At 71.9% G+C, this 21,028-nt stretch carries 18 protein-coding genes; 9 read left to right on the forward strand and 9 right to left on the reverse strand.

Going from position 1 to position 21,028, the window contains the following annotated elements; translation table 11 throughout:
* Window positions 1-2 precede the first annotated feature (2 nt).
* Window positions 3-983, reverse strand: a complete 981-nt coding sequence (locus ACQP2Y_RS06935; protein ID WP_433725625.1) for an ABC transporter ATP-binding protein — start codon at window positions 981-983, stop codon at window positions 3-5.
* Window positions 984-1,045: 62 nt separating this feature from the next.
* Between ACQP2Y_RS06935 and ACQP2Y_RS06940 the strand changes: the two genes are divergently transcribed.
* Together ACQP2Y_RS06940 and ACQP2Y_RS06945 are read left to right on the forward strand one after the other, a co-directional pair.
* The gene (locus ACQP2Y_RS06940; RefSeq protein ID WP_433725627.1) at window positions 1,046-2,002 is read left to right on the forward strand and encodes a helix-turn-helix transcriptional regulator; all 957 of its coding nucleotides are present in this window, start codon (window positions 1,046-1,048) and stop codon (window positions 2,000-2,002) included.
* A gap of 151 nt (window positions 2,003-2,153) precedes the next feature.
* The gene (locus ACQP2Y_RS06945) at window positions 2,154-2,711 is read left to right on the forward strand and encodes an NADAR family protein (protein ID WP_433725629.1); all 558 of its coding nucleotides are present in this window, start codon (window positions 2,154-2,156) and stop codon (window positions 2,709-2,711) included.
* Here the strand turns inward: ACQP2Y_RS06945 and ACQP2Y_RS06950 are convergent.
* Together ACQP2Y_RS06950 and ACQP2Y_RS06955 are read right to left on the reverse strand one after the other, a co-directional pair.
* Window positions 2,701-3,213 carry an N-acetyltransferase family protein gene (locus ACQP2Y_RS06950; protein ID WP_433725631.1) on the reverse strand — a complete coding sequence of 171 codons (513 nt, stop codon included), beginning with the start codon at window positions 3,211-3,213 and terminating at the stop codon, window positions 2,701-2,703. The two genes, ACQP2Y_RS06945 and ACQP2Y_RS06950, sit on opposite strands and share 11 nt — an antisense overlap.
* A 27-nt stretch (window positions 3,214-3,240) precedes the next feature.
* Entirely contained in the window at window positions 3,241-4,065 is an 825-nt protein-coding gene (locus ACQP2Y_RS06955) for an ATP-binding protein (RefSeq protein WP_433725633.1), read from the reverse strand.
* A gap of 126 nt (window positions 4,066-4,191) precedes the next feature.
* On the opposite strand from ACQP2Y_RS06955, the gene ACQP2Y_RS06960 reads away from it, so the two are divergent.
* A complete protein-coding gene (locus ACQP2Y_RS06960; RefSeq protein ID WP_433725635.1) occupies window positions 4,192-5,034 on the forward strand; it encodes an LLM class flavin-dependent oxidoreductase in 843 nt (280 codons plus the stop codon).
* A 21-nt stretch (window positions 5,035-5,055) separates the two neighbouring features.
* Window positions 5,056-5,544, forward strand: coding sequence for an NUDIX hydrolase (locus ACQP2Y_RS06965; protein ID WP_433725637.1), 489 nt, complete (start codon window positions 5,056-5,058; stop codon window positions 5,542-5,544).
* Window positions 5,545-5,554: 10 nt separating this feature from the next.
* Here the strand turns inward: ACQP2Y_RS06965 and ACQP2Y_RS06970 are convergent, their stop codons facing one another.
* The gene (locus tag ACQP2Y_RS06970) at window positions 5,555-6,103 is read right to left on the reverse strand and encodes an N-acetyltransferase family protein (protein WP_433725639.1); all 549 of its coding nucleotides are present in this window, start codon (window positions 6,101-6,103) and stop codon (window positions 5,555-5,557) included.
* Between the two features lie 114 nt (window positions 6,104-6,217).
* Between ACQP2Y_RS06970 and ACQP2Y_RS06975 the strand changes: the two genes are divergently transcribed.
* Window positions 6,218-7,744, forward strand: coding sequence for a family 20 glycosylhydrolase (locus tag ACQP2Y_RS06975; RefSeq protein ID WP_433725641.1), 1,527 nt, complete (start codon window positions 6,218-6,220; stop codon window positions 7,742-7,744).
* A 343-nt stretch (window positions 7,745-8,087) separates the two neighbouring features.
* Here ACQP2Y_RS06975 and ACQP2Y_RS06980 read toward each other — a convergent pair whose 3' ends face one another.
* Together ACQP2Y_RS06980 and ACQP2Y_RS06985 are read right to left on the reverse strand one after the other, a co-directional pair.
* Complete coding sequence (locus tag ACQP2Y_RS06980; protein WP_433725643.1) at window positions 8,088-9,221, reverse strand: hypothetical protein; 1,134 nt, start codon at window positions 9,219-9,221, stop codon at window positions 8,088-8,090.
* A gap of 107 nt (window positions 9,222-9,328) precedes the next feature.
* Window positions 9,329-10,543 carry a cytochrome P450 gene (locus tag ACQP2Y_RS06985; protein WP_433725645.1) on the reverse strand — a complete coding sequence of 405 codons (1,215 nt, stop codon included), beginning with the start codon at window positions 10,541-10,543 and terminating at the stop codon, window positions 9,329-9,331.
* 211 nt (window positions 10,544-10,754) lie between these two features.
* On the opposite strand from ACQP2Y_RS06985, the gene ACQP2Y_RS06990 reads away from it, so the two are divergent.
* A complete protein-coding gene (locus ACQP2Y_RS06990; protein WP_433725647.1) occupies window positions 10,755-13,133 on the forward strand; it encodes a M48 family metalloprotease in 2,379 nt (792 codons plus the stop codon).
* A gap of 194 nt (window positions 13,134-13,327) precedes the next feature.
* The gene (locus tag ACQP2Y_RS06995; protein ID WP_433725649.1) at window positions 13,328-13,819 is read left to right on the forward strand and encodes a hypothetical protein; all 492 of its coding nucleotides are present in this window, start codon (window positions 13,328-13,330) and stop codon (window positions 13,817-13,819) included.
* Here ACQP2Y_RS06995 and ACQP2Y_RS07000 read toward each other — a convergent pair.
* From ACQP2Y_RS07000 to ACQP2Y_RS07010, 3 genes are read right to left on the reverse strand one after another with little or no spacing between them, the layout of a single operon-like run.
* Entirely contained in the window at window positions 13,808-15,010 is a 1,203-nt protein-coding gene (locus ACQP2Y_RS07000; RefSeq protein ID WP_433725651.1) for a helix-turn-helix transcriptional regulator, read from the reverse strand. The genes ACQP2Y_RS06995 and ACQP2Y_RS07000 overlap by 12 nt on opposite strands.
* A gap of 58 nt (window positions 15,011-15,068) precedes the next feature.
* Window positions 15,069-16,304 (reverse strand): hypothetical protein, encoded by a 1,236-nt coding sequence (locus ACQP2Y_RS07005; RefSeq protein WP_433725653.1) that lies wholly within the window; start codon window positions 16,302-16,304, stop codon window positions 15,069-15,071.
* A 10-nt stretch (window positions 16,305-16,314) separates the two neighbouring features.
* A complete protein-coding gene (locus tag ACQP2Y_RS07010) occupies window positions 16,315-16,959 on the reverse strand; it encodes a hypothetical protein (protein ID WP_433725655.1) in 645 nt (214 codons plus the stop codon).
* A gap of 298 nt (window positions 16,960-17,257) precedes the next feature.
* Between ACQP2Y_RS07010 and ACQP2Y_RS07015 the strand changes: the two genes are divergently transcribed.
* The gene (locus ACQP2Y_RS07015) at window positions 17,258-20,563 is read left to right on the forward strand and encodes a nitrate- and nitrite sensing domain-containing protein (protein ID WP_433725657.1); all 3,306 of its coding nucleotides are present in this window, start codon (window positions 17,258-17,260) and stop codon (window positions 20,561-20,563) included.
* On the forward strand, window positions 20,564-20,980 hold the full coding sequence (locus ACQP2Y_RS07020; protein WP_212989688.1) for a roadblock/LC7 domain-containing protein: 417 nt from the start codon (window positions 20,564-20,566) through the stop codon (window positions 20,978-20,980).
* Window positions 20,981-21,028 lie beyond the last annotated feature (48 nt).

Genomic DNA, 21,028 nt, shown 5'->3' on the forward strand with positions numbered 1-21,028 from the left:
ACTCAGGCCTCCACGAGAGCGGGTGCGGTTTCCTCGGTGTCCCCGGCCGACCGGGCGGCGCCGCCCTCGCGCAGGCTGCGGCCGGTCAGCTGGAGGAAGACGTCGTCGAGCGTGGCCCGCCTGACCTCGACCTCGGCCGGGGGCAGCCCCCAGGCGCGCAGGTCGTCGAGCAGGCCGGTGACCAGCCGAGGCGCTCCGGGGACGGAGATGGTCACCTCGGTGCCGTGCCGGTGGGACTTGTGCGGGACGCGGGCCGCGACCGCCGCCGCGTCGGTCTCGTGCTCGAAGCCGAGGACGATCCGGTCGCCGACGTGCTCGTCCTTGAGGCGGGCCGGGGTGTCGTCGGCGATGATCCGGCCGTGGTCGATCACGATGACCCGTTCGGCCATCGCGTCCGCCTCGTCGAGATAGTGGGTGGTCAGCACGATCGTCGTGCCGTACCGCTCGCGCAGCTCGACGATGTGCTCCTGCAGGTTGGCCCGGTTCTGCGGGTCCAGTCCGGTCGACGGCTCGTCAAGGAAGAGCAGCTCGGGGGCGTGGATGAGGCCCATCGCGATGTCCAGGCGGCGGCGCTGGCCGCCGGAGAGCGTCGACACGGTCCGGTCGGCGACCTCGCCGAGGTCGAGCGACTCGATCAGCTCCGCGGCGCGCCGCCGGGCGTCGGCCACCTTCATCCCGTACGCGCGACCCTGGCTGATCAGCTCGTCGCGGCCGCGCTGGCTGTGCGCGGCGCCGTTGCCCTGACCGATGTAGCCGATCCGGTGACGCACCTCGCGTTGCGCGCGGACCACGTCGTGGCCGGCCACCCGGGCGGTGCCGGAGGTCGGCGGGATCAGCGTGGTGAGCATGCGCAGGGTGGTCGACTTGCCGGCGCCGTTCGGGCCGAGCAGCGCGACCAGCTCACCCGGGGCGACGGTGAGGTTGATCCCGCGTACCGCCTGCACGTCCTTGAAATGCCTGGTCAACTCGTGTGTCTCAATCATGGGAACCACGCTAGGAGCAGATGCGGCCACTTTCTGACCGCAATCGACGGCAGACTGACGACATGGCGAACACGAGTGCCCGGATGCTGCGGCTGCTCTCCCTGCTGCAGACCCACCGCTACTGGCCCGGCACCGAGCTGGCGGACCGGCTGGAGGTCAGCCCGCGGACCCTGCGCCGCGACGTCGACCGGCTGCGCGAGCTCGGCTATCCCGTCGACGCGGCCCGCGGCGTCGCCGGCGGCTACCAACTGCAGGCGGGTGCGGCGGTGCCACCGCTGCTGCTCGACGACGAGGAGGCGGTCGCCATCGCGGTCGGGCTGCGCACCGCGGCGGCCGGGGCGGTGGCCGGCTTCGAGGAGACTTCGGTGCGGGCCCTGGCGAAGGTCATCCAGCTGCTACCGCCCCGGCTGCGCAAGCGCATCGACGCGTTGCAGGCGGCGACCGCGCCCGGTGTCTTCGGCGGCGGCCCCACCCTGGACGCCGCCAGCCTGACCACGATCGCCCTCGCCTGTCGCGGCGAAGAGCGGCTGCGCTTCGCCTATACACCCCGCGAAGGCGCCGGATCCTCCCGCTACGTCGAACCGCACCGCCTCGTCTCGCTCGGCCGCCGCTGGTATCTGGTCGCCTGGGACCTGGACCGCGGTGACTGGCGCAGCTTCCGGATCGACCGGCTGACCGCGCCCCAGCTGACCGGCGCCCGCTTCCGCCCCCGCGAGATCCCCGGCGGCGACCCGGTGGCCTGGATGCGCTCCCGGCTGGCGGCGGTGCCGAGCCGTTACGACGTGTCGGTCGTCATCGGCCGGCCCGCGCCGGAGGTGCGGAGCTTCGTCGGCCAGTGGGGATCGGTGGAGCCGGAGTCGGCGGCGAGCTGCCGGCTGCGGATGAACGTGGACGACCTCGGCTGGCCGGTCATGGTGCTGGGCATGCTGGGCGCCGACTTCACAGTGGAGTCGCCTCCGGAATTACGCGATCAGGCCCGCGCAGCAGGCGAAACCCTGCTGCGCGGAGCCGACCGGTAGCTGGTCGGATCGGCGCCCCCGTGGCGCCGATCCGCACGAGAAACCTATCGACCGGGTACGACACTTTTTCGCGTCGCCGACGCCCGGCACCCCCGCCGGATCCGGGGAAACCCGGCTGAGAATGTCGGTGGTGACCGGCATACTTCCGGTCGTGAACGAGGTACCGGAAACCGTCGACGACGTCATCGAGCTGGCCCGCTCCGGCCGGCGGCTGAAATATGTCTTCTTCTGGGGCCACCGGCCGCAGCGCGACGGCAGCATCGGCACCGGCTGCCTGAGCCAGTGGTGGCCGTCGGCGTTCACTGTGGACGGTGTCCGGTTCAGCTCGGCGGAGCACTACATGATGTGGCGCAAGGCGCTGCTCTTCGGCGACGAGGAGACCGCCCGGTTGATCGTCGCGGCCAGCCATCCCCGCCAGGCCAAGATGCTGGGCCGCCGGGTCCGCGGTTTCGACGAGCCGACCTGGGTCCAGCACCGCTGGTCCATCGTCACGCAGGCCAGTGTGGCGAAGTTCGGTCAGCGTCCCGAGCTGCGCGACTTCCTGGTCGGCACGGGGGAGCGGATCCTCGTCGAGGCCAGTCCCACGGACCGGATCTGGGGCATCGGGCTGGCCGCCACCGACGAGCGGACGGCCGATCCGGCCCAGTGGCAGGGGCTCAATCTGCTCGGCTTCGCCCTGATGGCGGCGCGCGAGCAGCTCAGGGGATGAGCTTGCGCATCCGCCAGGTCCACACGTCGTCCTCCGGGCCGGCGCCGTAGGCCTTGCGCTTGCTCACCTCTTCGAAGCCACGCGCCCGGTAGAAAGGGATGCCCTTGGTGTTGTCCACGACCACGGAGGCCCACAGTTCCTCGGCGCCGAGCTCGGTCACCTGCTCGATGATCCGGTTCAGCAGCAGGGTGCCGAGCCCACGCCCGAGTTCGGCCGGGTCCAGATAAATGACGAAGAGCTCACCGACACCCGGCCCGGTCATGCCACCACCGGCCGCGCCGAGGACCCGGCCGTGCTCCTCGACGACCTGGTAGCCGAGCCAGCCGGGCGGGCTCGCGGCGATCTCCCCGGTCACCCGCTCCGGGTTGTAGAACTCGGCGATGACCCGTTCGACATAGTCGCCGGACAGCAGGCCGGCGTAGGTGTCGCGGTAGGCGTCGGTGCAGATCCGGCAGATGGCCGCCACGTCGCCGGCGGTGGCGGCCCGGACGCTCGCGTTCATGCGAGGCAGGTTAACCCGGCCCGCCGCTCACCACCGTCGGCGGTGACCCGCGCGGTCCCGGACGGTGGCCCAGACCATCTTGCCGCCCGCGGTCGGGATGGCACCCCAGGCCACCGAGTCGGCGTGCACCACGCGCAGGCCGTGCCCGCGCTCGTTCAGCGGCAGCCCCGGCTCCACCGGACAGGGGTCGATGATCCGCGGCAGCGTGGGGTCGCGGTCCCGGACCGCCAGGTGCAACGCGGTGCCGCGACGCGAGATCGACACCTCCATTTCCGTACGGGCGTGCTCGACCGCGTTGGCGACCAGCTCGGAGAGCACGGCCCGGCCGGGGTGCAGCAACGGGGCGAGGTTCCAGGCGTGGCAGGCGCCGCCGACGAGATTGCGCGCGACGCCGGGGGAGACAGGCGAGGGTGGCAGGCGCATCCGGACCACGTCGGTCAGCGGGCGGCTGCCGGTGAGCGACTCCCGGGCCTCCGCGACCGAGGCGAAGACCGGCAGGTAGCGCTGGGCGCCGATCTGGCCCAGCCGGTGCGCGAGCGGCGACCAGGCGGGCAGGCAGAGGGCGAGCCGGGCGGGCGGATCGGCGGCCGCGGCGGCCTGGGTGGCGGACAACCACACCGGCACGCTGTCGGCCGCCGGGTCCGTCACGCCGGCCACGTCGATGAGGATGGCGGCGGGACTCTCGGCCAGGCAACGACCGATCTCCAGGGCCACCGTCGCGCCCAGCTGCGGATGCCAGTCGCCGCGTACCGCGATGTCGATGACCGCCCCGTCGACGTCCGCGGTGACCGAGACCTGGGCGCGGGCCCCGTCGAGCGCGGGCAGGAACAGGTACGGAGGGTTCTCCTCCATGGACGCAGCTCCTCAGTCGACACGTCGGTCCGGGTAATCAGGCAGTCTCGGCCGCTGTCCGCTGCCGGTCAACGAAGCTCACCCGTACGGGTGCAATTGCTCGGCTCCGCCAGGGAGGATGGGCGGGTGACCCGACTAGGTGCCATCTTCCTGCCCCAGAATCCGCCCGAGCGGCTGCGGAGCATCGCCCGCGCCGCTGACGAGGCCGGCCTCGAACAGCTCTGGCTGTGGGAGGACTGCTTCCTGAACAGCGGTGTCGCGGCCGCCGCGGCCGCGCTGGCCTGGACGACGAGGCTGCGGGTCGGCATCGGCATCCTGCCGGCGCCCCTGCGCAACGTGGCCCTGACCGCGATGGAGGTCGCCACGCTGCACCGGATGTTCGGCGACCGTGCGATCGTCGGCGTCGGGCACGGCGTGCAGGAGTGGATGGCCCAGGTCGGCGTCAAGGCGGCGTCGCCGATGACCATGCTGCGGGAGCAGGCCACCGCCCTGCGGGAACTGCTGCACGGCGAGACCGTGACCACCGAGGGCCGCTACGTACGGCTGACCGAGGTCAAGCTGGACTGGCCGCCGGAGCAGCCGCCGGCGCTGTTCATCGGCGCGACCGGTCCCAAGACCCTGCAACTCTCGGGTGAGCTGGCCGACGGCACGATCCTGACCGGCGGCACCTCACCGGAGGGCGTCCGGGCGGCCCGGGAGCACATCGGCGGGGCGGACGGCCACCAGCTCGTCGTCTTCCTGCCGGCTGCGTTCGGCCCCACGGCGGCCGACCGCATGGCCCGCCAGCAGGAGCGCTACGGCATGGACTTCCCGGGAGTGGCGGGCGACGCCCAGGCGGTGGCGGCGACGGTCGAGCGCTTCGCCGAGGCCGGTGCGACCACGGTGGTCCTCCAGCCGACGGTGGACGACCCGGATCCGGAAGCGTTCGTCCGGGCCGTGGCGACGGAGGTACGCCCCCTGGTCGGCTGACCCTGCACTATCTTGTCCGACATGCCCATTTCGCCATACCTTCACAGCCTGCGCGAAGTCGTCGGCCACCGGATGCTCCTGTTGCCGGGCGTAACCGCGGTCGTCTTCGACGATGCGGGCCGGCTGCTGCTTGGCCAGCGCGCGGACAACGGCACCTGGGCGCTCATCGCGGGCACGATGGACCCGGGCGAGCAGCCGGCGGAGACGGTCGTCCGAGAGGTGTACGAGGAGACGGCCGTCCACGTGGTCCCGGAAAGGATCACCAGCGTGCTGACGCAGCCGCCGAACACGTACCCGAACGGCGACGAGACGGAATTCGTCGACATCACGTTCCGCTGCCGGGCGGTCGGGGGCGAGGCCCGGGTGAACGATGACGAGTCGCTGGCGGTGGGCTGGTTCGAGCTGGGCGACCTGCCCCCGATCAACGACCTGAACCGCCGGCGCATCGAATACGCACTGACGCCGGGTGCGGACGCGTGGTTCAGCGCCCCGGCCGTCCACCAGCCCTGATCTGCGGCTCTCAGAGCCGGCGGGCTCGCACGTGGTCGTCGTGCCAGACGTCGCCGACCAGGAACTTCTTCGTGCCGATGATCTCGAAGCCGTGCTTCGCGTAGAACTTGGCCGCCCGCTCGTTGCGCTGGTTGACGCCTAGCCAGCAGAGCCGCGCCCCGGTCGCCGCGGCGGCCTCGAGCGTCGCCGTCATCAGCTTCGCGGCGATGCCGGAGCCGTGATTGCGCGCCGCGACATAGAACTTGCTGAGCTCGATCGCCGGTGCGGCCGCCGGGTCGTCGGCGGAACGGACCACGGCGGCCAGTTCCGGATCGTGAATCGGGCCGCCGATCAGCATCGCGTACCCGACCGCCTCGCCGGCGTCCTCGGCCAGCAGCAGGATCCGCGCCGGGTCGGCCAGATATTTCTCGAAGCTCGCCAGAGCGAGATGTTCGGCGATGAAGGCGTCGATGTCGGTCTGAAGCGTGCCGGGCGGGGTAGCCAGACCGAAGGTGTCGGCCGCAAGCCGGTGCAGCTCAGCCGCGTCCGCCGGGACCGCGCGCCGGATGGTGATCGCCATGGCGTCACGATAACGGCGGCGTGACGCGGGCCATCGGGGCGTCCCGAAACTGGAAAGAGGGTTTAGAGTCGTGCCGACCGACCGATCGACGGTCCGGAACGGGAGGATGAAGCGGTGAGCGAACCGGCATTCCAGCGCAGAGGCCTCGGCGACGTGATCCCGGCGCCGGCCGAGGTGCGGCCCGACCCGGCCGCCGACTTCACCATCGGCGAGGGTACGGCGATCCGCACGGCGCCCGGTTCGACCGAGGCCCGCCGGATCGGTGAGTACCTCGCCGCGCTGCTGCGCCCGGCCACCGGGTACGCGCTGCCGGTCGGCGAGGACTCCGGTGAGATCGCCCTGCTGCTCGACCCCACCCCCGACCTTGACGCGGACGGCGACTTCGATGGCGCCCCGGACGAAAGTTACCGGCTTGAGGTCACCGCGTCCGGTGTCACGGTCTGGGCTGCTGCGGCGGCTGGGCTGTTCGCCGCTGTGCAGACGCTGCGGCAGTTGCTGCCCGCCGCGATCGACGCGTCCGGCCCGCAGCAGGGCACCTGGGTGCTGCCCGGCGGCGAGATCGTCGACCGCCCCCGGTTCCCGTACCGCGGCGCGATGCTCGACATCGCCCGGCACTTCTTCACCGTCGCCGAGATCAAGGCGTACATCGACTCGCTGGTCCAGTTCAAGATCAATCACCTGCATCTGCACCTGACCGACGACCAGGGCTGGCGGCTGGAGATCGACGGCTGGCCGAAGCTCACCGAGGTCAGCGGCGGTGAGGGCACGGGCGTGGACGGCACCGGGCCGGGCTTCCTGACCCGCGCGGACTACACCGAGCTGGTCGGCTACGCGGCCGAACGGTTCGTGACGATCGTGCCGGAGATCGACATGCCGGGACACGTGAACGCGGCGCAGGTCGCGTACCCGGAGCTGACCGCCGACGGCGTAGCGGTGGCACCCCGCACCGACATGGAGGTCGGCTACAGCTCGCTGGTCGCGGACAAGGAAGAGACGTACGCGTTCGTCGAGGACGTCGTCCGCGAGGTCGCGGCGCTGACCCCGGGGCCTTACCTGCACATCGGCGGCGACGAGGCCCAGGCCACGACGGCGGAGGACTACCGCACGTTCATCCAGCGGGTGCTGCCGCTGGTCGCCAAGTACGGCAAGCGCGTCGTCGGCTGGCACGAGATGGCCGGCGTGGAGCTCCCGGAAACAGCGATCGCCCAGTACTGGCGAATCGAAGCAACCGACGAGGGCACCGCCCGCGCAGCCGCCAACGGCAGCAAGGTGATCATGTCCCCGGCGGACCGCACCTACCTGGACATGAAGTACACCCCCGACAGCAAGCCCGGCCTGGACTGGGCAGGCGTGATCAACGTCGAACGGTCATACGACTGGGACCCGGCAGACCGCCTCCCGGGCGTATCAGAGCAACACCTCCTCGGCGTCGAGGCGCCGCTGTGGTCGGAAACGCTGCGCAGCCTCGCCGACGTGCAGACGATGACCTTCCCGCGCCTGCCGGCTGTCGCGGAGATCGGCTGGTCCCCGCGCGCTACGCACGATTGGGAGTCGTTCCGGCAGCGGCTGGCGGCTTTCGGTCCTCGCTGGCGTAACCAGGGCATCGCCTTCCACGCGTCCCCGGAGATCCCCTGGACCTAGGCCGACCGCACCGCGGGCCATGACGTCCGGGGCGAACCTGGACGTCATGGTCGGCGAGTGGCAGCAGTAGGCGGGCTCGAGAGTCAAGGTCCCGCTCAGCGGCAGGTCCCGCTCAGCGGCAGGTCCCGCTCAGTGGCAGGTCCCGCTCAGCGGGAGTGTCCGCACGGCGCGGCAACTTGCCTGCGGGAGCAGACCGGCCCGGCTCGGCGGGAGGACCCAGCCTGCTCGACGGGAAAGCCCACCAAGGCCTTGCCGCTTGGCAATCACCGCCCGGCTGTGGTCCGGCCGCGAACCTGCCGCCAACCGAGCAGCCAATCCCAAGTCACCCCGGCCCGCCAAGGCGTCAGCCGATCCGCTCCACCAGGGCAACGTGGTCCTTCGCCGGATCCGAAACCGCACCAACTCCCCAGAACGCCGACGTCCCAGGAATGTTCTCCACCGCCGAAAGGAACGGGTCCGCCGCTAAGAACGGATTGTCGGCCCGAACCTTCGGCCCGTAGACCACACTCCACTTCTTGCCCTGGTAGCGCAGGAACAGCGACCCCGGGTACGACACCCCGTACGGCTCGCTCGGATTACTTCCCATCACCCACAGATTCCCCGCAGCGTCCCCGCTGACGGCCCACAGATTGGCCGACTCGGTCGGTGCGGCCACGCGCTGCCACGAGACACCATCCCAGTGCATGATCAGCGGCTTGGGCCGAGACGAGTCGTACTCGACAGTCCCGACCGCCCACGCGTCGGTGGCCGATCGCGCGTGCACGCCGGTCAGCCGCGCACTGAGCACCTTAGGCAGCGCCGCCACCCTCCAGGTGTCGCCAGTGCGCTGCACGATCAGTGGTTCCGGGTAACCAGCGTTGTCGACGTGCCACGACCCGACCGCGAACGCAGCACCGCCCGGTGCAGTCGCCACCGCCTGCAGGCCGCCACTCCACATGTCACTGCCCGGCACGGCCACCTCGTGCAATCGCTGGCCGTCCCACTCCATGACGAGAGCGCCACCTGCACGCCGAGCGCCGACAACCAGCGGCTTGCCGTTGCGGGCCGCCACGTCACTGAACCGGCCCTGGTCGGCCACCGAAATGCCCTGCCAGGCCGTGCCGTCCCAGCGAGCCGCGTACGGCAACTGCTTATCGTCCTGCCCGACCGCCCACACGTTCGAGGGATCCACCGCGCTCACCGCCTCCGGTGAGTCGAACGGCGCGGGCAGGAGGCTCTCCGACCACGTCCTGCCGTTCCACCGCACCAGCGCAGCCGGCTGGACCGGAATACGCCCGTACGCGTTGTCCTGATATCCCACCGCCCAGGCGTCAGCCGGCCCAGTTGCGCTCACGTCGACCAGCCGGCTCGCCGGTTTCAGCGGTGGTTCCACCGCTATCCGCCAGGTCGCCGCCGCCTCGGCCGGCACCGCACCGGCCAGGCTGACGGCGATCGCACCGACCATTGCCACCACCGGCGCACGCCTCATCGCCCCCATGGACATCTCCCTCGATAGGTGGAATGCCCATCAGCGTCACAGCTGTCGATGGTCGGCGCGAGGGGCGCGGCCTGACCGTAAGGACCTCGTAAGAGGTCCCTTGTGGTTCACGGAACTACGATTTCCACGTCGCTGGTCGGCCGGGCCGGGATGCGGCTCAGGTTGATGCTCAGGTCCTGTGGGGGCAGGTAGTAGTCGAGCCGGGCCAGCCGTTGCACCAGGGTGCCCAGCAGGGCGACCGTGATCCGTTCGCCCGGGCAGCGGTGACCCGTGCGGGGATCGCCGCCACCCTGGGGGATCAGGTCGAACTCGCCGATCGGCCGGTCCACGAAACGCTCCGGACGGAATTCGTACGGCTCAGGGAAGAGGAGGTGGTCATGGTTCTGGCCATAGACATCGAGCAGCACCAGAGCGCCCTTCGGGATGTGCTGGCCGGCGAAGGTCAGGTCCGCGATCGCCCGCCCGCCGAGGAACGGGGCGAACGGGTAGAAGCGGCGCACCTCGTGCACGAAGGCCGCGGTGAACTCGTCGTCGCCGTCCCGCAACGGGCGGCGGTGCTGCGGCCAGCGCTCCAGGGCGTGCGCGCTGAACGCGACGAACCACGCGACCGCCGTCGCCGGGCGGATGATGTTGATCAGTTCCACGGCCGCCGTACGGGGCTTGAGCGGCTCGCCGTCCTCGCGGAAGTGCGCGATCGTGGTGATCGCCGCGTCGGCCGGTGCGATGACGTCGCCGCTGCGTACCCCCTCGATCTTCTTGGCCAGCCAGCGCTCGCGCCGGCGGCGGGCCGCCAGGGCGCGCCAATGTCGTGGGCCCGGGGTCGCGAAGCCGTCCACCATCGCGACCAGGTCGGCGGCCAGTGCCGGCAGCTCGTCGTCGGTCACCGGGATGCCGGCCCACCGGGTCACCGCGCGGGCGATGACCAGGGCCGACTCGTCGAAGAGAGTCACCGACCGCCGGCCGCGCCAGCTTTCCGCCGCCTCATCGAACGACTCGCCGACCAGCTTGGCCAGCACGTCGATGCCGTCGTTCATCAGCAGCGCGACGAACAGCGCCTTGCGGTGCCGGTGCGCCTCCCCGTCGAGCGTGTGCACCGCGCCCTTGCCGAACAGCGTGGCCACGACCGGATGCGGCAGAGCAGTGTGCCGCTCGAGGTGGCTCTCGTCGTAGAAGAACCGCACGGCCTCCGGTCCGCAGACCGCCACCGCCCGCCGGCCCAGCACCCGCAGGGGCACGGGCCGGTCGTGATGCCGGCGGCGGAGATCGGGCAGCCAGGCGTAGCCCTTGATGCCGGCCACGAGAGTCTGATCGAGGTCAGTCATGCGGTCGTGGATCCCCACGACGCCGCCGCCGAAACGGCGGCGTTGTGTCGCCGGCGTGAAGGTCCCGAAATCTTCCTTAAATCTTCTTACCGGTACGGCGGGCCGACACGTCGGATCCGCGCACGTCACCGCCCTTGTTCGGGGCTCAATCGTGACCGTCCGGCGGAGCGGCGGCCATGGCGTTGTCGTAGGCCGGCCCTAGGCTAGCCGCGTGCAGAAGAGGGTGCTGGCATCGGCGACCGCGCTGGCCGGGTTCCTGCTCGTCGCGGCACTGCAGCTCGCGCTGGTGGTGGTGCCGGTCCTGCTGCTGCTCTCGATGCTGCCCGGCGCGGCCGCGCTACGCCTCGGCGTCCCGGTCTGCATCGCGACGGTCGGCGTGATGGCGTACGCGACCTGGCGCGCCCTGCACACGCGCCGCCCCGAGCCGGTCGGCATCCCGGTGACCCGCGCGGACGCCCCGCGCCTGTGGGAGCTGCTCGACGGCGCCGCGGCCGCAGCCGGCACCCGCACGCCCGACCGGGTGACGATCGTCGCCGACGCGGCCGCGAAGATCATCGAGCGCACCCGCCTGCTCGGCCTGCTCGGCGGCCGCCGCGACCTCTACCTGGGCCTGCCTCTGCTCCAGGCGTGGGACGAGGCACACCTGCGCGCGGTCGCGGCCCACGAGCTCGGCCACTTCTCGCCGCGGCTGGGCCGCCTCGCGCCACTGGCCTACCGCGGCCGGGTGGCGGTGGGCCGGACGGTGCCACGCATCCCGCCGCGCAATCCCGCCGGGCCACTGCTGCGGACGTACGCGAAGTGGTACCGCCGGATCGACGCACCGTTCAGCCGGGCCCAGGAGCTGACCGCCGACCAGATCGCCGCCGAGTACGCCGGCCGTCCTGCCGCCACCGCGGTGCTGCGCGACCTGCCGGCGTTGGACGCTCTGCAACGGATCTTCCACGCTGAGTATCTGGGTCCGGGCTGGCAGGCGGGGCACGTGCCGGACGACCTGTTCGGCGGGTTCCTGCGGGTGCTGGCGGCCCGGGCGGACGACGTGGCGGTGCTGCGTGCCCGCGACCCGGGGGTCCCGTCCACTTGGGACACCCATCCGCCGGTCACCGAGCGGCTCGCGGCACTGAGCGCGGCCCAGGTCGTCACGCCACGAACGCCTGGCGCGGACGAGCGAGAGCCGGAGTTGGTCGGCGCGGCGGCCTCGACCTCCAACGCCTCGATGACCGCGTCCGGGCTGAGCGCGGGCGGACTGGTTACCGCAGGCGGGCCAAGCGGCAGCAGGTTGGGCGGTGGGCTCGGGCTCGGCGCCAGTGAGCCGTCTACCGCAGGCGGGCCGACCGCTAGCGAGCCGGGTGCTGAAGGTGGGTTCGGCGCCACCGGGCTGGCTATCGCAGGCGGGGCGAGCGTCGGCGGGCCTGCTGGAGAGGAACCGAGCACTGAAGGCCGGCCGAGCGCAGGCGGTTCGAAAACCGACCAAGCCGGGAAGCCGGTGAAGTCGCCCGCTGTAGCGGTGGGCGACGACGGTGCATCGCCGGGTCCAACATCCACCGGGTTGTCCCTCGCCCCAGGTCAGCCGGATTCCCCGGCGGGAGCTTCGGCCACCGCGTCCGAGCCCGATGAGGAAGCCGCGTCCAAGCCCGACAAGGCAAAGACCGCGCCGGTCGGCATGGACGATCCGCAACCAGCCGGCTTCGATCTCGGCGCCGCCGCCGGAGATCTGGTGCCCGACCTGCCCGGACTCGGACGGGCGCTGCAAGGCGTCGCCTTCCCCGCGCAGGGCCGCACCACCGTCGACTGGGACTCCTTTTTCGGCGCGGCCCGCACGGTCGAGATGCAACGGGAGGCCGACGCCGCCCTGGCCACCATCTCCCGCGCCGCCGCCGTCCCCGTCGTGACGGCCGCCGATGTCCTTGACCTCGCCGCCGACGGCCGGCTGCACAAGGCCGCCGAATCAGTCTTCGCCGGCCTCCCCGCCGACGAGACCGCCGCCCGCGTAGCCGAGCTCGTCACCCTCCTGCTCGCCCTAGCCGCGTTGCGCAGCGGTGCCGCCCGCTGGCGGCACAGCTGGACCGGCAACGCCGAGCTCATCGCCGCCGACGGCGCCCACCTCGACCTCGGCGGCCTCGCCGCACTGGCCAGTGACCCCGCGACGGTCGCCACCGCCCGGGAACGGCTCGCCGAGCTGCGCATCGATCCCGCCGCCGTGGCCGGCGCGGACACCGCACAGACCCGGCCCGAAGTCGTCGGCGGCGTGGTCAACCTAATCGTCGACGGCGCCCGGACCGACCTGCTGATTGTCGACACGGGACTGTTCCTCGTGCCCGGTCTGCCCCGTTCGCAGAACGGCTCGGCCAAGCGCCGGCTCGCCCGGTTCGCGGCCGCCGATGTGCCGCAGCGCGACGAGACCGCGCCCGGCAGTCGGTTCGTGCCGTTCGCCGAGGTGGCCGGCGCGACCCGGACGCGGCGCCGGAGCTGGGATCTGAGTCTGCGGGACGGCGGCACGCTCAGCGTGCGGACGGCGCTGGACTCCGACGAGTTGCCGGGTGGCTGGGCGGCGCTCGACGACGCCGTAGCGTTCCTGTCCCGTACCAGATAGTTGCCGGGTCGGCTGAACTGTTGATCGCCGGCGTCCGTGGTGAATAAGAGACGTCATTCCGACGGGATGAGTCACGAACTTGTCACCAGGGGTCATCATGGGTGCCATGTTCGTTCGCTTACCCTTCGCCGAATTGGGTAGATGAAGGCCACTCGAAGCGGCGATGATCGTCACTGACAGGGGGGAGGGGCGCTATGGAACGGGGACCGATGGCGCTCTTCGGGGCCATCGTCGCGATCGGCCTCGGACCGGCAATGTGGCTCGGCGTGCAGTTCGGTCAGGTGACGTTGTCGCCTGAGCGTCCGCCCGCCGTGACATCCGTGCAGAACAACGTGGAGGCGCCCCGCGGCGGTTCCGGTGCGGGCGACGCACCGACCGAGGCCGAGGCGATCCGTACCGAACCGAAGTCGAACACCCAACCGCTCACCCGGACCAAGAACGCCCGCCCGGCCACGACCAAGTCGCCGTCGCCGTCGCCGTCCGATTCGGAGAAGCCGCCGACGTCACCGACCGACCCGGCCTCCTCGGAGACGCCGGATCCCGGTGGCAACGAGACGACCCCGCCGACGGAGTCGTCGACCCCGCCGGACGATCCGCCGCCGGACGACGAGGACCCGGACGTGCCGCCACAGCCGCCGACCGACCCGAAGACCGAGCAGACCGCGAACGACACCTCACTCGTCTGACGACCGATCCACCCGGAGCCCGGGCCCGAGCGGCCCGGGCTCCGCGCTGTCCGAAGAAGAAGCAACGGAGAGACCGTCCGAACAAGCAACGGAGAGACGGTCCGGAGAAGACGCGGCGGAGAGACGGTCCGAGGAAGCGGTGGAGTGACCGTCCGAGCAAGCGGCGGAGTGACCATCCGAGGGAGCGGAAGAGAAGGGAGCGGAGGAGGCAGGAGCCGCGGAGAGATACGTGCGGCTCAGGCCGCGAGCCGTCTCCGCGAAGCATTCCCGCAGCTCCGGCGGATCCAGCACCTCCGCCTCCGCCCCCAGCTTCAACAACTCGATGTGTCCATGCCGCACCGATTCGATCGGCACCGTCGTGGTCAGCCACCCGTCGTCCCCGGCCGGCCCCGCGCAGGCCCGGGCCGTCCGCGCCATCTCCGGCGGGAAGACGTACGCCATCCGATTCAGGGCCTCGGTCGTCATCCGTACGGTCGCCTGCGCCCGGTAGACGCCGCGCTCGTACTGCTCCGTCCACTCCTGCCAGAACCGCGCCAGATCAAAACCAGCCGGTCGGTGGGCCGGCTCGTCGAGCAGTTCGGCGTCGAGGATGTTCACCACCCGGTACGCCGTGATCCGCTCCTGGGACCCGGCCACCAGATACCAGCGTCCCGCCTTCAGCACCACGCCCAGCGGAGACAGTGTCCGGGTCACCTCGCGAGGCGCCTTCCAGCGCCGGTAGCGGACCTCGATCTTGCGCGCCCGCCACACCGCGTCCGCCACCGTGGCCAGGTGCGGGGTCGGCTCGTCGGCGCGGAACCAGCCCGGCGCGTCCAGGTGGAAGCGTTCGCGTACCCGGTCCGCCCGGTCGGCCAGCTCACCCGGCAGCGACGCCCGCAGCTTGAGCTCCGCGGCCGCCAGCACCGAGCCCAGGCCCAGTTCCGCAGCCGGGCCCGGCATCCCGGCCAGGAAAAGCGTGCCGGCCTCGTCGCCGGTGAGGCCGGTCAGCCGGGTGCGGTAGCCGTCGAGCAGCTGGTAGCCGCCGGCCGGGCCGCGGTCGGCGTAGACCGGCACACCGGACGCACCGAGCGACTCGACGTCGCGGTAGACCGTCCGGACCGAGACCTCGAGCTCGTCGGCGAGTTCCTGGGCGGTCATCCGCCCGCGGTTCTGCAGCAACAGCAGCAGGGAGAGCAGCCGGGACGCGCGCATCCGCCCAGCATGGCACCGGCCGCGTGCGGTGAGCACGCGGCCGGGATGCGGAACGGGGTCAGAGGCTGAGGATGCGGTTCAGCATGTCCCGGTATCCGCGCAGCTGCACCCGCAGCTGCTCGGTGTCCTCGGTGTCGTTGTTGAGGCCTTCGCGCTGCGAGCGCAGGCTGGCGGAGAGCTTCTCGACGGCCTCGTCGACCAGCTTGGCGGCGTCGCCGGCGGCGTCCTTGGGGCTGTCGACGAAACGCAGCTGCACGTCACGCCACCGCTCCTGGAACGTCCGGGCGTCGTCCTGGTCGAACAAGCTGCCGGACTTCTCCGCCGTGCCGGCGGAAGTCGAAGCGGCAGCGGAGGGGGTGGCCGCGGCAGCGGCAGCGGCGACCGGGACGGCCGCTTCGGCGGGCGGCGTGCTGTCGATGGGCGTACCCGTGGCCGGTTCGACGGCCTTGGGGTCGTCGAAGCCACCGTCGTCCTTGAGCGGGGCGTCGTCCTTGAGCGGGGTGGTGTCGGCGGTGTTGCCGTCCGAGGTGGTGCTCTCGAGGGGAGCCTCGGTGGCTGGGTCGACGGCCTTGGGGTCGTCGAAGCCGCCCTCGTCCTTGAGCGCGGCGGACGTCGCCGGGGCCTGGTCATCAAAGGTGGTGACCGAGTCGTCCCGGTTGCCGTCCCGGTCGAGGTCGGGGAGGTCGTCGGACCGGGCGGAGACCGCGCCGGGGCCGGTGCTGCTCGTGTCGTCGAGCGGAACGTCCACCACGTCGTCGGGATCAGTGCGGTCGCGCCCGTCGCGGGTGTCCTCGGCGGTCCAGGTGGCCGGGACGGTGTCGGGGGCGGTGACCGTGCCGTGGCCGGGGTGCGGGTCGGCGGCCGAGTTGACCACGCCGTCGCCCGGGGCGACGTTGGCGTCGTCGCCGACGCCGGTGTCGGCGGCCGAGTCGCGGTCGGTCGCGTCCCACCGGTCGTTGGTCGGGTTGGCCATGGCCGACGCCGCCACCGCGCCGCCGACGGTCGACGCGCCGAAAGCGGTCGGCTGCGGGCTCGGCTCGTGGAACGGCGGCGGGTCGGTGTCCTCGCGGCGGGTCACGTCATCGACCTCCTGGTCCACGACGCCATCCCGATCCGGGTCGGCTGCCGTGCTGTCGGCTGGGGTGCGATCGTCGGCTGCGGGCGGCGTGTTCGACCAGGGCGACGGCGGCCGCTGATTCGGTACGGCCACCGGCTCGGAACGTACCCGCTCGGGCCCGTCGTCCTGGGTCTGGTCATCGCTGGACTCGCGCGCGTCGTTGGAGAAGAAACGCATGGTCGGCTCCTCAGCGGCTCGTGGCGTCGGGACGGGAGCCCGCGACGTCGCTGTCGTGGTTGTTGATCTGCTGGTTGGGGACCTTGGGCTCGTCCGCCGGCGTGCTCGCGCCCTCGCTGCGGACCGGGTTCTCGCCGAGCAGGTCGGCGAAGAGGGCACGGTAGTGGACCAGCGCCTGCCGCAGGTCCTCGGTGTCCGCCTGGCCGCTCTTGCTGCGCTCGCTGATGGCGTGGGCGTCGCGGTAGTGCTCGAGCGTGCGGGCGTGCTCGACGGAGAGGGTGGCGAGCTGGTCGTCGTAGTCGCCGGTCGGGTAGCCACGCTCGGCGATGAGCCGGGTGGTCAGCTCGTCGGCGGTCGACACGGCGGTCTCGGGCGCGTCCACGAACTGGATCTGCACCTCTTCCCAGGCCACCGAGTACTTCGCCTTGGACTCGGCGGACAGCGGCTTGAGCTCGAGCTCGGCATGCCGCTTCTCGCGCTCGCGCAGCTCACGCTCGGCATCGGTACGGCTGTCGGCGTCGGCGACGACGCGGTCGTACTCGGGGCCGAAGGTCTGCTGCAGCTTCTTGCGGCGGCCGGCCCGCACCGCGAGCAGAATCGCGGCGACGATCACCAGCACGACGATGATCAGGACGATGGTGAGCCAAGCGGACATGGCGTTCCTCCTTCTTCACCCGGAGGTATGCCCACTCAACCAGGGTCATCAATCCGATTCCAGGTGCCGGGGTGAAATCCTCCTCACGTGCGTCGTGAGCGCGGGCCTGGACCGCTTCGACCGCTTCGCGGGTGCTATGTGGAGATCCATGGCACACCGGTGAGGTGGCTGGGAGCGCATCCATTCCGTATTCTGCCGGAGGCGCACGCAGCACCGATGTCAACGGCGGTCAATCCCTCGTCCGTGGTCACCCGGTCCAGCGTGCCGACGGTCCTGTAATCCCCTCGGGCGGAGTCTGATGCGAACCCGCAACTGGTCGATCCGTTCGAAGATCATCGCGCTGGCCGCGGTCCCGTTGACCGCCCTGCTGGCGCTGTGGGTCTTCGCCACGGGCGTGACCGCCGGCCCGGCGATGAAACTGCTCTCGGCGCAGACCCTGGTCGACAAGGTCGGCTCACCCGGTGAGCGGCTGGTCGGTCAGCTCCAGCTGGAACGCCGGCTCTCTGTCGCGTACCTGTCGGACGACCAGGCCGTCCCGCCCGCGCTGGTCGCCCAGCGCGTCTCGACCGACCGCGCGGCCGCGGATTTCCGCCGCTCGGCGGGCAGCGCCGACGCCCAGGACGCCGCCGACGACGTGCTCCGCACCCGCATCCGGCAGCTCGTCTCCGACCTCGACGGCCTGAACGAGAACAGGCAGCACATCGACCGCCGCGAGGTCGACGCGCTCGGCGCGCAGAATCTCTACAACAGCATGGTGGAGTCCGGCTTCCGGATGTTCGTCGCCACCGCGGCCTTCGGCGACGAGCGGATCGACCGCAAGATCCGCGCGGTGGTCACCATCGCCCGCGGCCAGGACTACCTCAGCCGGACCAACTCCCTGGTCGGCGGGGCGCTGGCGGCCGGCGAGCTCAGCGCGCCCGCCCGCAACGACCTGGTGCAGGCGATCAGCATGTCCCGCTTCCTGCTCGCCGAGGGCGTCACCGACCTGCCCGCCCAGGACCGCACTGCATACCAGAAGCTCAGCACCGGCGCGTCGTTCAGCCGGCTCAGCGAGCTGCAGGACGAGCTGCTCAGTGACAGCCGGCCCGGCACCGCGTTGCCGATCACCGCGGCGGAGTGGCGGCCCACGTTCGACACGGCGACCCAGCAGCTGACCGCGTTCGAGGTCAACGCCGTCGCGGCGCTGCCCGGCGACGCCCGGCCGGTCGCCGTGGACGTGCTGGTCCGCCTCGGCCTGGCCGGCCTGCTCGGCCTGATCGCCTTCATCATCTCGATCATCGTGTCGGTGCGGGTCGGCCGCTCCATGGTCGGCCGGCTGACCCGGCTGCGCGGCGAGGCCCTGGAGATGGCCGGCGAGCGACTGCCGACGGTGGTCAAGCGCCTGCAACGCGGCGAGGCTGTCGACGTCGAGGTCGAGACGCCACCCCTGGAGTACGGTCGGGACGAGATCGGTCAGCTGGGCCGCGCCTTCAACGAGGTCCAGCGCACGGCCGTGCAGTCAGCGGTCGAGGAGGCGAACGTCCGCCGCGGCATCAACGAGGTGTTCCTCAACATCGCCCGGCGCAGCCAGACCCTGTTGCACCGCCAGCTGGCCCTGCTGGACAAGATGGAACGGCGCGAGACCGAGCCGGACGAGCTCGAGGACCTGTACCGCGTCGACCACCTCGCCACCCGCATGCGCCGGCACGCCGAGGACCTGGTGATCCTGGCCGGCGCCGCCCCGGGCCGCGGCTGGCGCAACCCGGTGCCGGTGATCGACGTCGTCCGCGGCGCGATCAGCGAGGTCGAGGACTACAAGCGGGTCGACATCGTCTCGGTCGAGTCGTCGGCGGTGCTGGGCCGGGCCGTGGGTGACGTCATCCACCTGCTGGCCGAGCTGCTGGAGAACGCGGCGTCGTTCTCACCGCCGCAGACCCGGGTCCAGGTGGTCGGCCAGGTCCTGCCCAACGGGTACGCGCTGGAGATCGAGGACCGCGGCCTGGGCATGTCCCCCGAGGCGCTCGCCGAGGCCAACCGCAAGCTGCTCGAACCGCCGGACTTCGATCCCGCCGACAGTGCCCGGCTGGGCCTGTTCGTGGTGGCCCAGCTCGCCGACCGGCACGGCATCCGCGTCTCGCTGCGACCCAGCGGCTACGGCGGCGTGACAGCGGTCGTGCTGGTCCCCGGCGAGCTGGTCACGACCGGCCAGGGCCAGGGCCAGGCCGCGCTGCCGGCCGGCCCGACCCCGCCGGACACGTCCTGGGACAGGCCGCTGGTCGGCTCGGGCACCGAGGACCCGGCCCGCAGCTCCCTCGGGGCACTGCAATGGCAGGGCACCGAGCAGGTCCGCTCGATCGCGATGACCGGCCGCCCGGTGACCATCAACGGTACGGCGACCGCGGGCCCCGAGCTGACCGACGACACCGTTCGGCCCGGTTCGGACCGGCATGAACCGGCCACCGCGACGGGCGCCGATGTGGGTGACCCGACCCGGCCGCTGAGCAGGCACAGCCTCGGCCTGTCCGACACCCCGGTGGCCGAGCCGGCCGAGCCGGCCGCGACGCTCGGTGGCCCGGCGCCCAGCGCGGTCGTGGACGGACTGACCGAGGACGGGCTGGTGCAGCGACGCCGCACGAAGCCGCGGCGGGGGAGCGGTCAGCGGGCGGCCCCGCCGGCCCTGCTGCCACCGAACCTCACCTCGCCGGACGGTCTCTCCAGCGCGCCTGGTTCTTCCGCGCCCGGTTCGGCTGCCGCTGGATTCCCTGCGCCTGGTTCCGCGCCGGCCACCCCGGTGAGGCCGGAGTCGCTGAGCTCCGACTTCCCGTCCGCCGGCAACGGCCGGACAACGACGAACGGCAACGGCCTCACCGGCGCCGGCCTCAACGTGCCGGGCGTGGGTGGCCCAGCCCTCGACGGTCCAGGCGTGGGTGGCCCGGCCTTGGACGGGCCCGGCGTAGGTGGTCCCGCCCTGGACGGTCCTGGCCTGAACGGCCCGGCCCTGGACGGTGCCGGCCTGAACGGCCCCGGTCTGACCGGGTCCGGCCCAGATGGGCTGAGTCTCGACGGCCCGCTCCGGCACGGCGAGGGCCCGGCGATGCTGGGCACTCCGCCGCAGGTGCCGCCACGGATCCCGTCACCCCGGGTCGCCCCGAAGACGATGCCCGGAGCCCCGAAGGCAATGCCCCCGGCCGCCCCGACGGCGATGCCCAAGGATGCGCCGGCCGACGATCCGTCGGCTGACCAGGCCGACGAGCCACTGCTGCCGCGCCGCGTCCGTCAGGCCAGCCTCGCCCCGCAGCTGCGCGGACCGGTCGCCGAGCAGACCGCGGCCCCGTCGCGTTCGCCGGAGCAGGTCCGGTCCCTGATGAGCGCGCTGCAGCAAGGCACCACCCGAGGCCGGCGCGAAGCAGCCGGACTGGCCGCCGCGGCGGCCGGCAGTGCACCGGACGACAGGGCAAGCAATGGTCCGGAAACTGACAAAGAGCAGACGGTTGGGGAGCCGATGTGGTCCGAGGCGGCTACCGTCATTTTCCCGGCAGTGCAGGACCCGGTGGCGGCCGGATCCGACAACAGCACAGACAACGCGCCCGAAAATCACGAGAACCAGCCGGATAAGGACGCATAAGTGGGATACACGACAAACCAGAGTGCCAACCTCACCTGGCTGCTCGACGACCTGATCGAGCGAGTGCCCTCCGCGCAGCAGGCGGTGGTGCTGTCGGCGGACGGGCTCATGATGGGCGCCTCGGCGGCGCTGAGCCGGGAGGACGCCGAGCACCTGTCGGCGATGGCGGCGGGCTTCCAGAGCCTGGCCAAGGGCGCGAGCCGGCACTTCCGGGCCGGCCCGGTGCGCCAGACCGTGGTCGAGATGGAGGACGCGTTCCTCTTCGTCACGGCCGCCGGGCTGGGCGCCTGCCTGGCGGTGCTGGCGGCCAGCGACGCGGACCTGGGCCTGATCGCGTACGAGATGGCCATGCTCGTCACCCGGGTCGGGCAGACGATGGATGCGCCGGAACGGCCTGCCGGGTCCGATGCCCGCTGATCGACGGCCCTCGCACGAGTGGGGCCCGACGCCGGCGGGACCGCGGGC

The organism is Actinoplanes sp. CA-051413 (assembly GCF_050955795.1).
Taxonomy (GTDB): Bacteria; Actinomycetota; Actinomycetes; order Mycobacteriales; family Micromonosporaceae; genus Actinoplanes.

What these genes read in the sequence shown, in the direction of transcription:
- ACQP2Y_RS07005 (WP_433725653.1), bottom strand. Translation starts at nt 16,304, where the DNA reads ATGCGTTTCTTCTCCAACGACGCGCGCGAGTCCAGCGATGACCAGACC.
- ACQP2Y_RS06965 (WP_433725637.1), top strand. Translation starts at nt 5,056, where the DNA reads ATGCCCATTTCGCCATACCTTCACAGCCTGCGCGAAGTCGTCGGCCAC.
- ACQP2Y_RS06950 (WP_433725631.1), bottom strand. Translation starts at nt 3,213, where the DNA reads ATGAACGCGAGCGTCCGGGCCGCCACCGCCGGCGACGTGGCGGCCATC.
- ACQP2Y_RS06970 (WP_433725639.1), bottom strand. Translation starts at nt 6,103, where the DNA reads ATGGCGATCACCATCCGGCGCGCGGTCCCGGCGGACGCGGCTGAGCTG.
- ACQP2Y_RS06980 (WP_433725643.1), bottom strand. Translation starts at nt 9,221, where the DNA reads ATGGGGGCGATGAGGCGTGCGCCGGTGGTGGCAATGGTCGGTGCGATC.
- ACQP2Y_RS07015 (WP_433725657.1), top strand. Translation starts at nt 17,258, where the DNA reads ATGCGAACCCGCAACTGGTCGATCCGTTCGAAGATCATCGCGCTGGCC.
- ACQP2Y_RS07000 (WP_433725651.1), bottom strand. Translation starts at nt 15,010, where the DNA reads ATGCGCGCGTCCCGGCTGCTCTCCCTGCTGCTGTTGCTGCAGAACCGC.
- ACQP2Y_RS07010 (WP_433725655.1), bottom strand. Translation starts at nt 16,959, where the DNA reads ATGTCCGCTTGGCTCACCATCGTCCTGATCATCGTCGTGCTGGTGATC.
- ACQP2Y_RS06985 (WP_433725645.1), bottom strand. Translation starts at nt 10,543, where the DNA reads ATGACTGACCTCGATCAGACTCTCGTGGCCGGCATCAAGGGCTACGCC.
- ACQP2Y_RS06995 (WP_433725649.1), top strand. Translation starts at nt 13,328, where the DNA reads ATGGAACGGGGACCGATGGCGCTCTTCGGGGCCATCGTCGCGATCGGC.
- ACQP2Y_RS06935 (WP_433725625.1), bottom strand. Translation starts at nt 983, where the DNA reads ATGATTGAGACACACGAGTTGACCAGGCATTTCAAGGACGTGCAGGCG.
- ACQP2Y_RS06940 (WP_433725627.1), top strand. Translation starts at nt 1,046, where the DNA reads ATGGCGAACACGAGTGCCCGGATGCTGCGGCTGCTCTCCCTGCTGCAG.
- ACQP2Y_RS06955 (WP_433725633.1), bottom strand. Translation starts at nt 4,065, where the DNA reads ATGGAGGAGAACCCTCCGTACCTGTTCCTGCCCGCGCTCGACGGGGCC.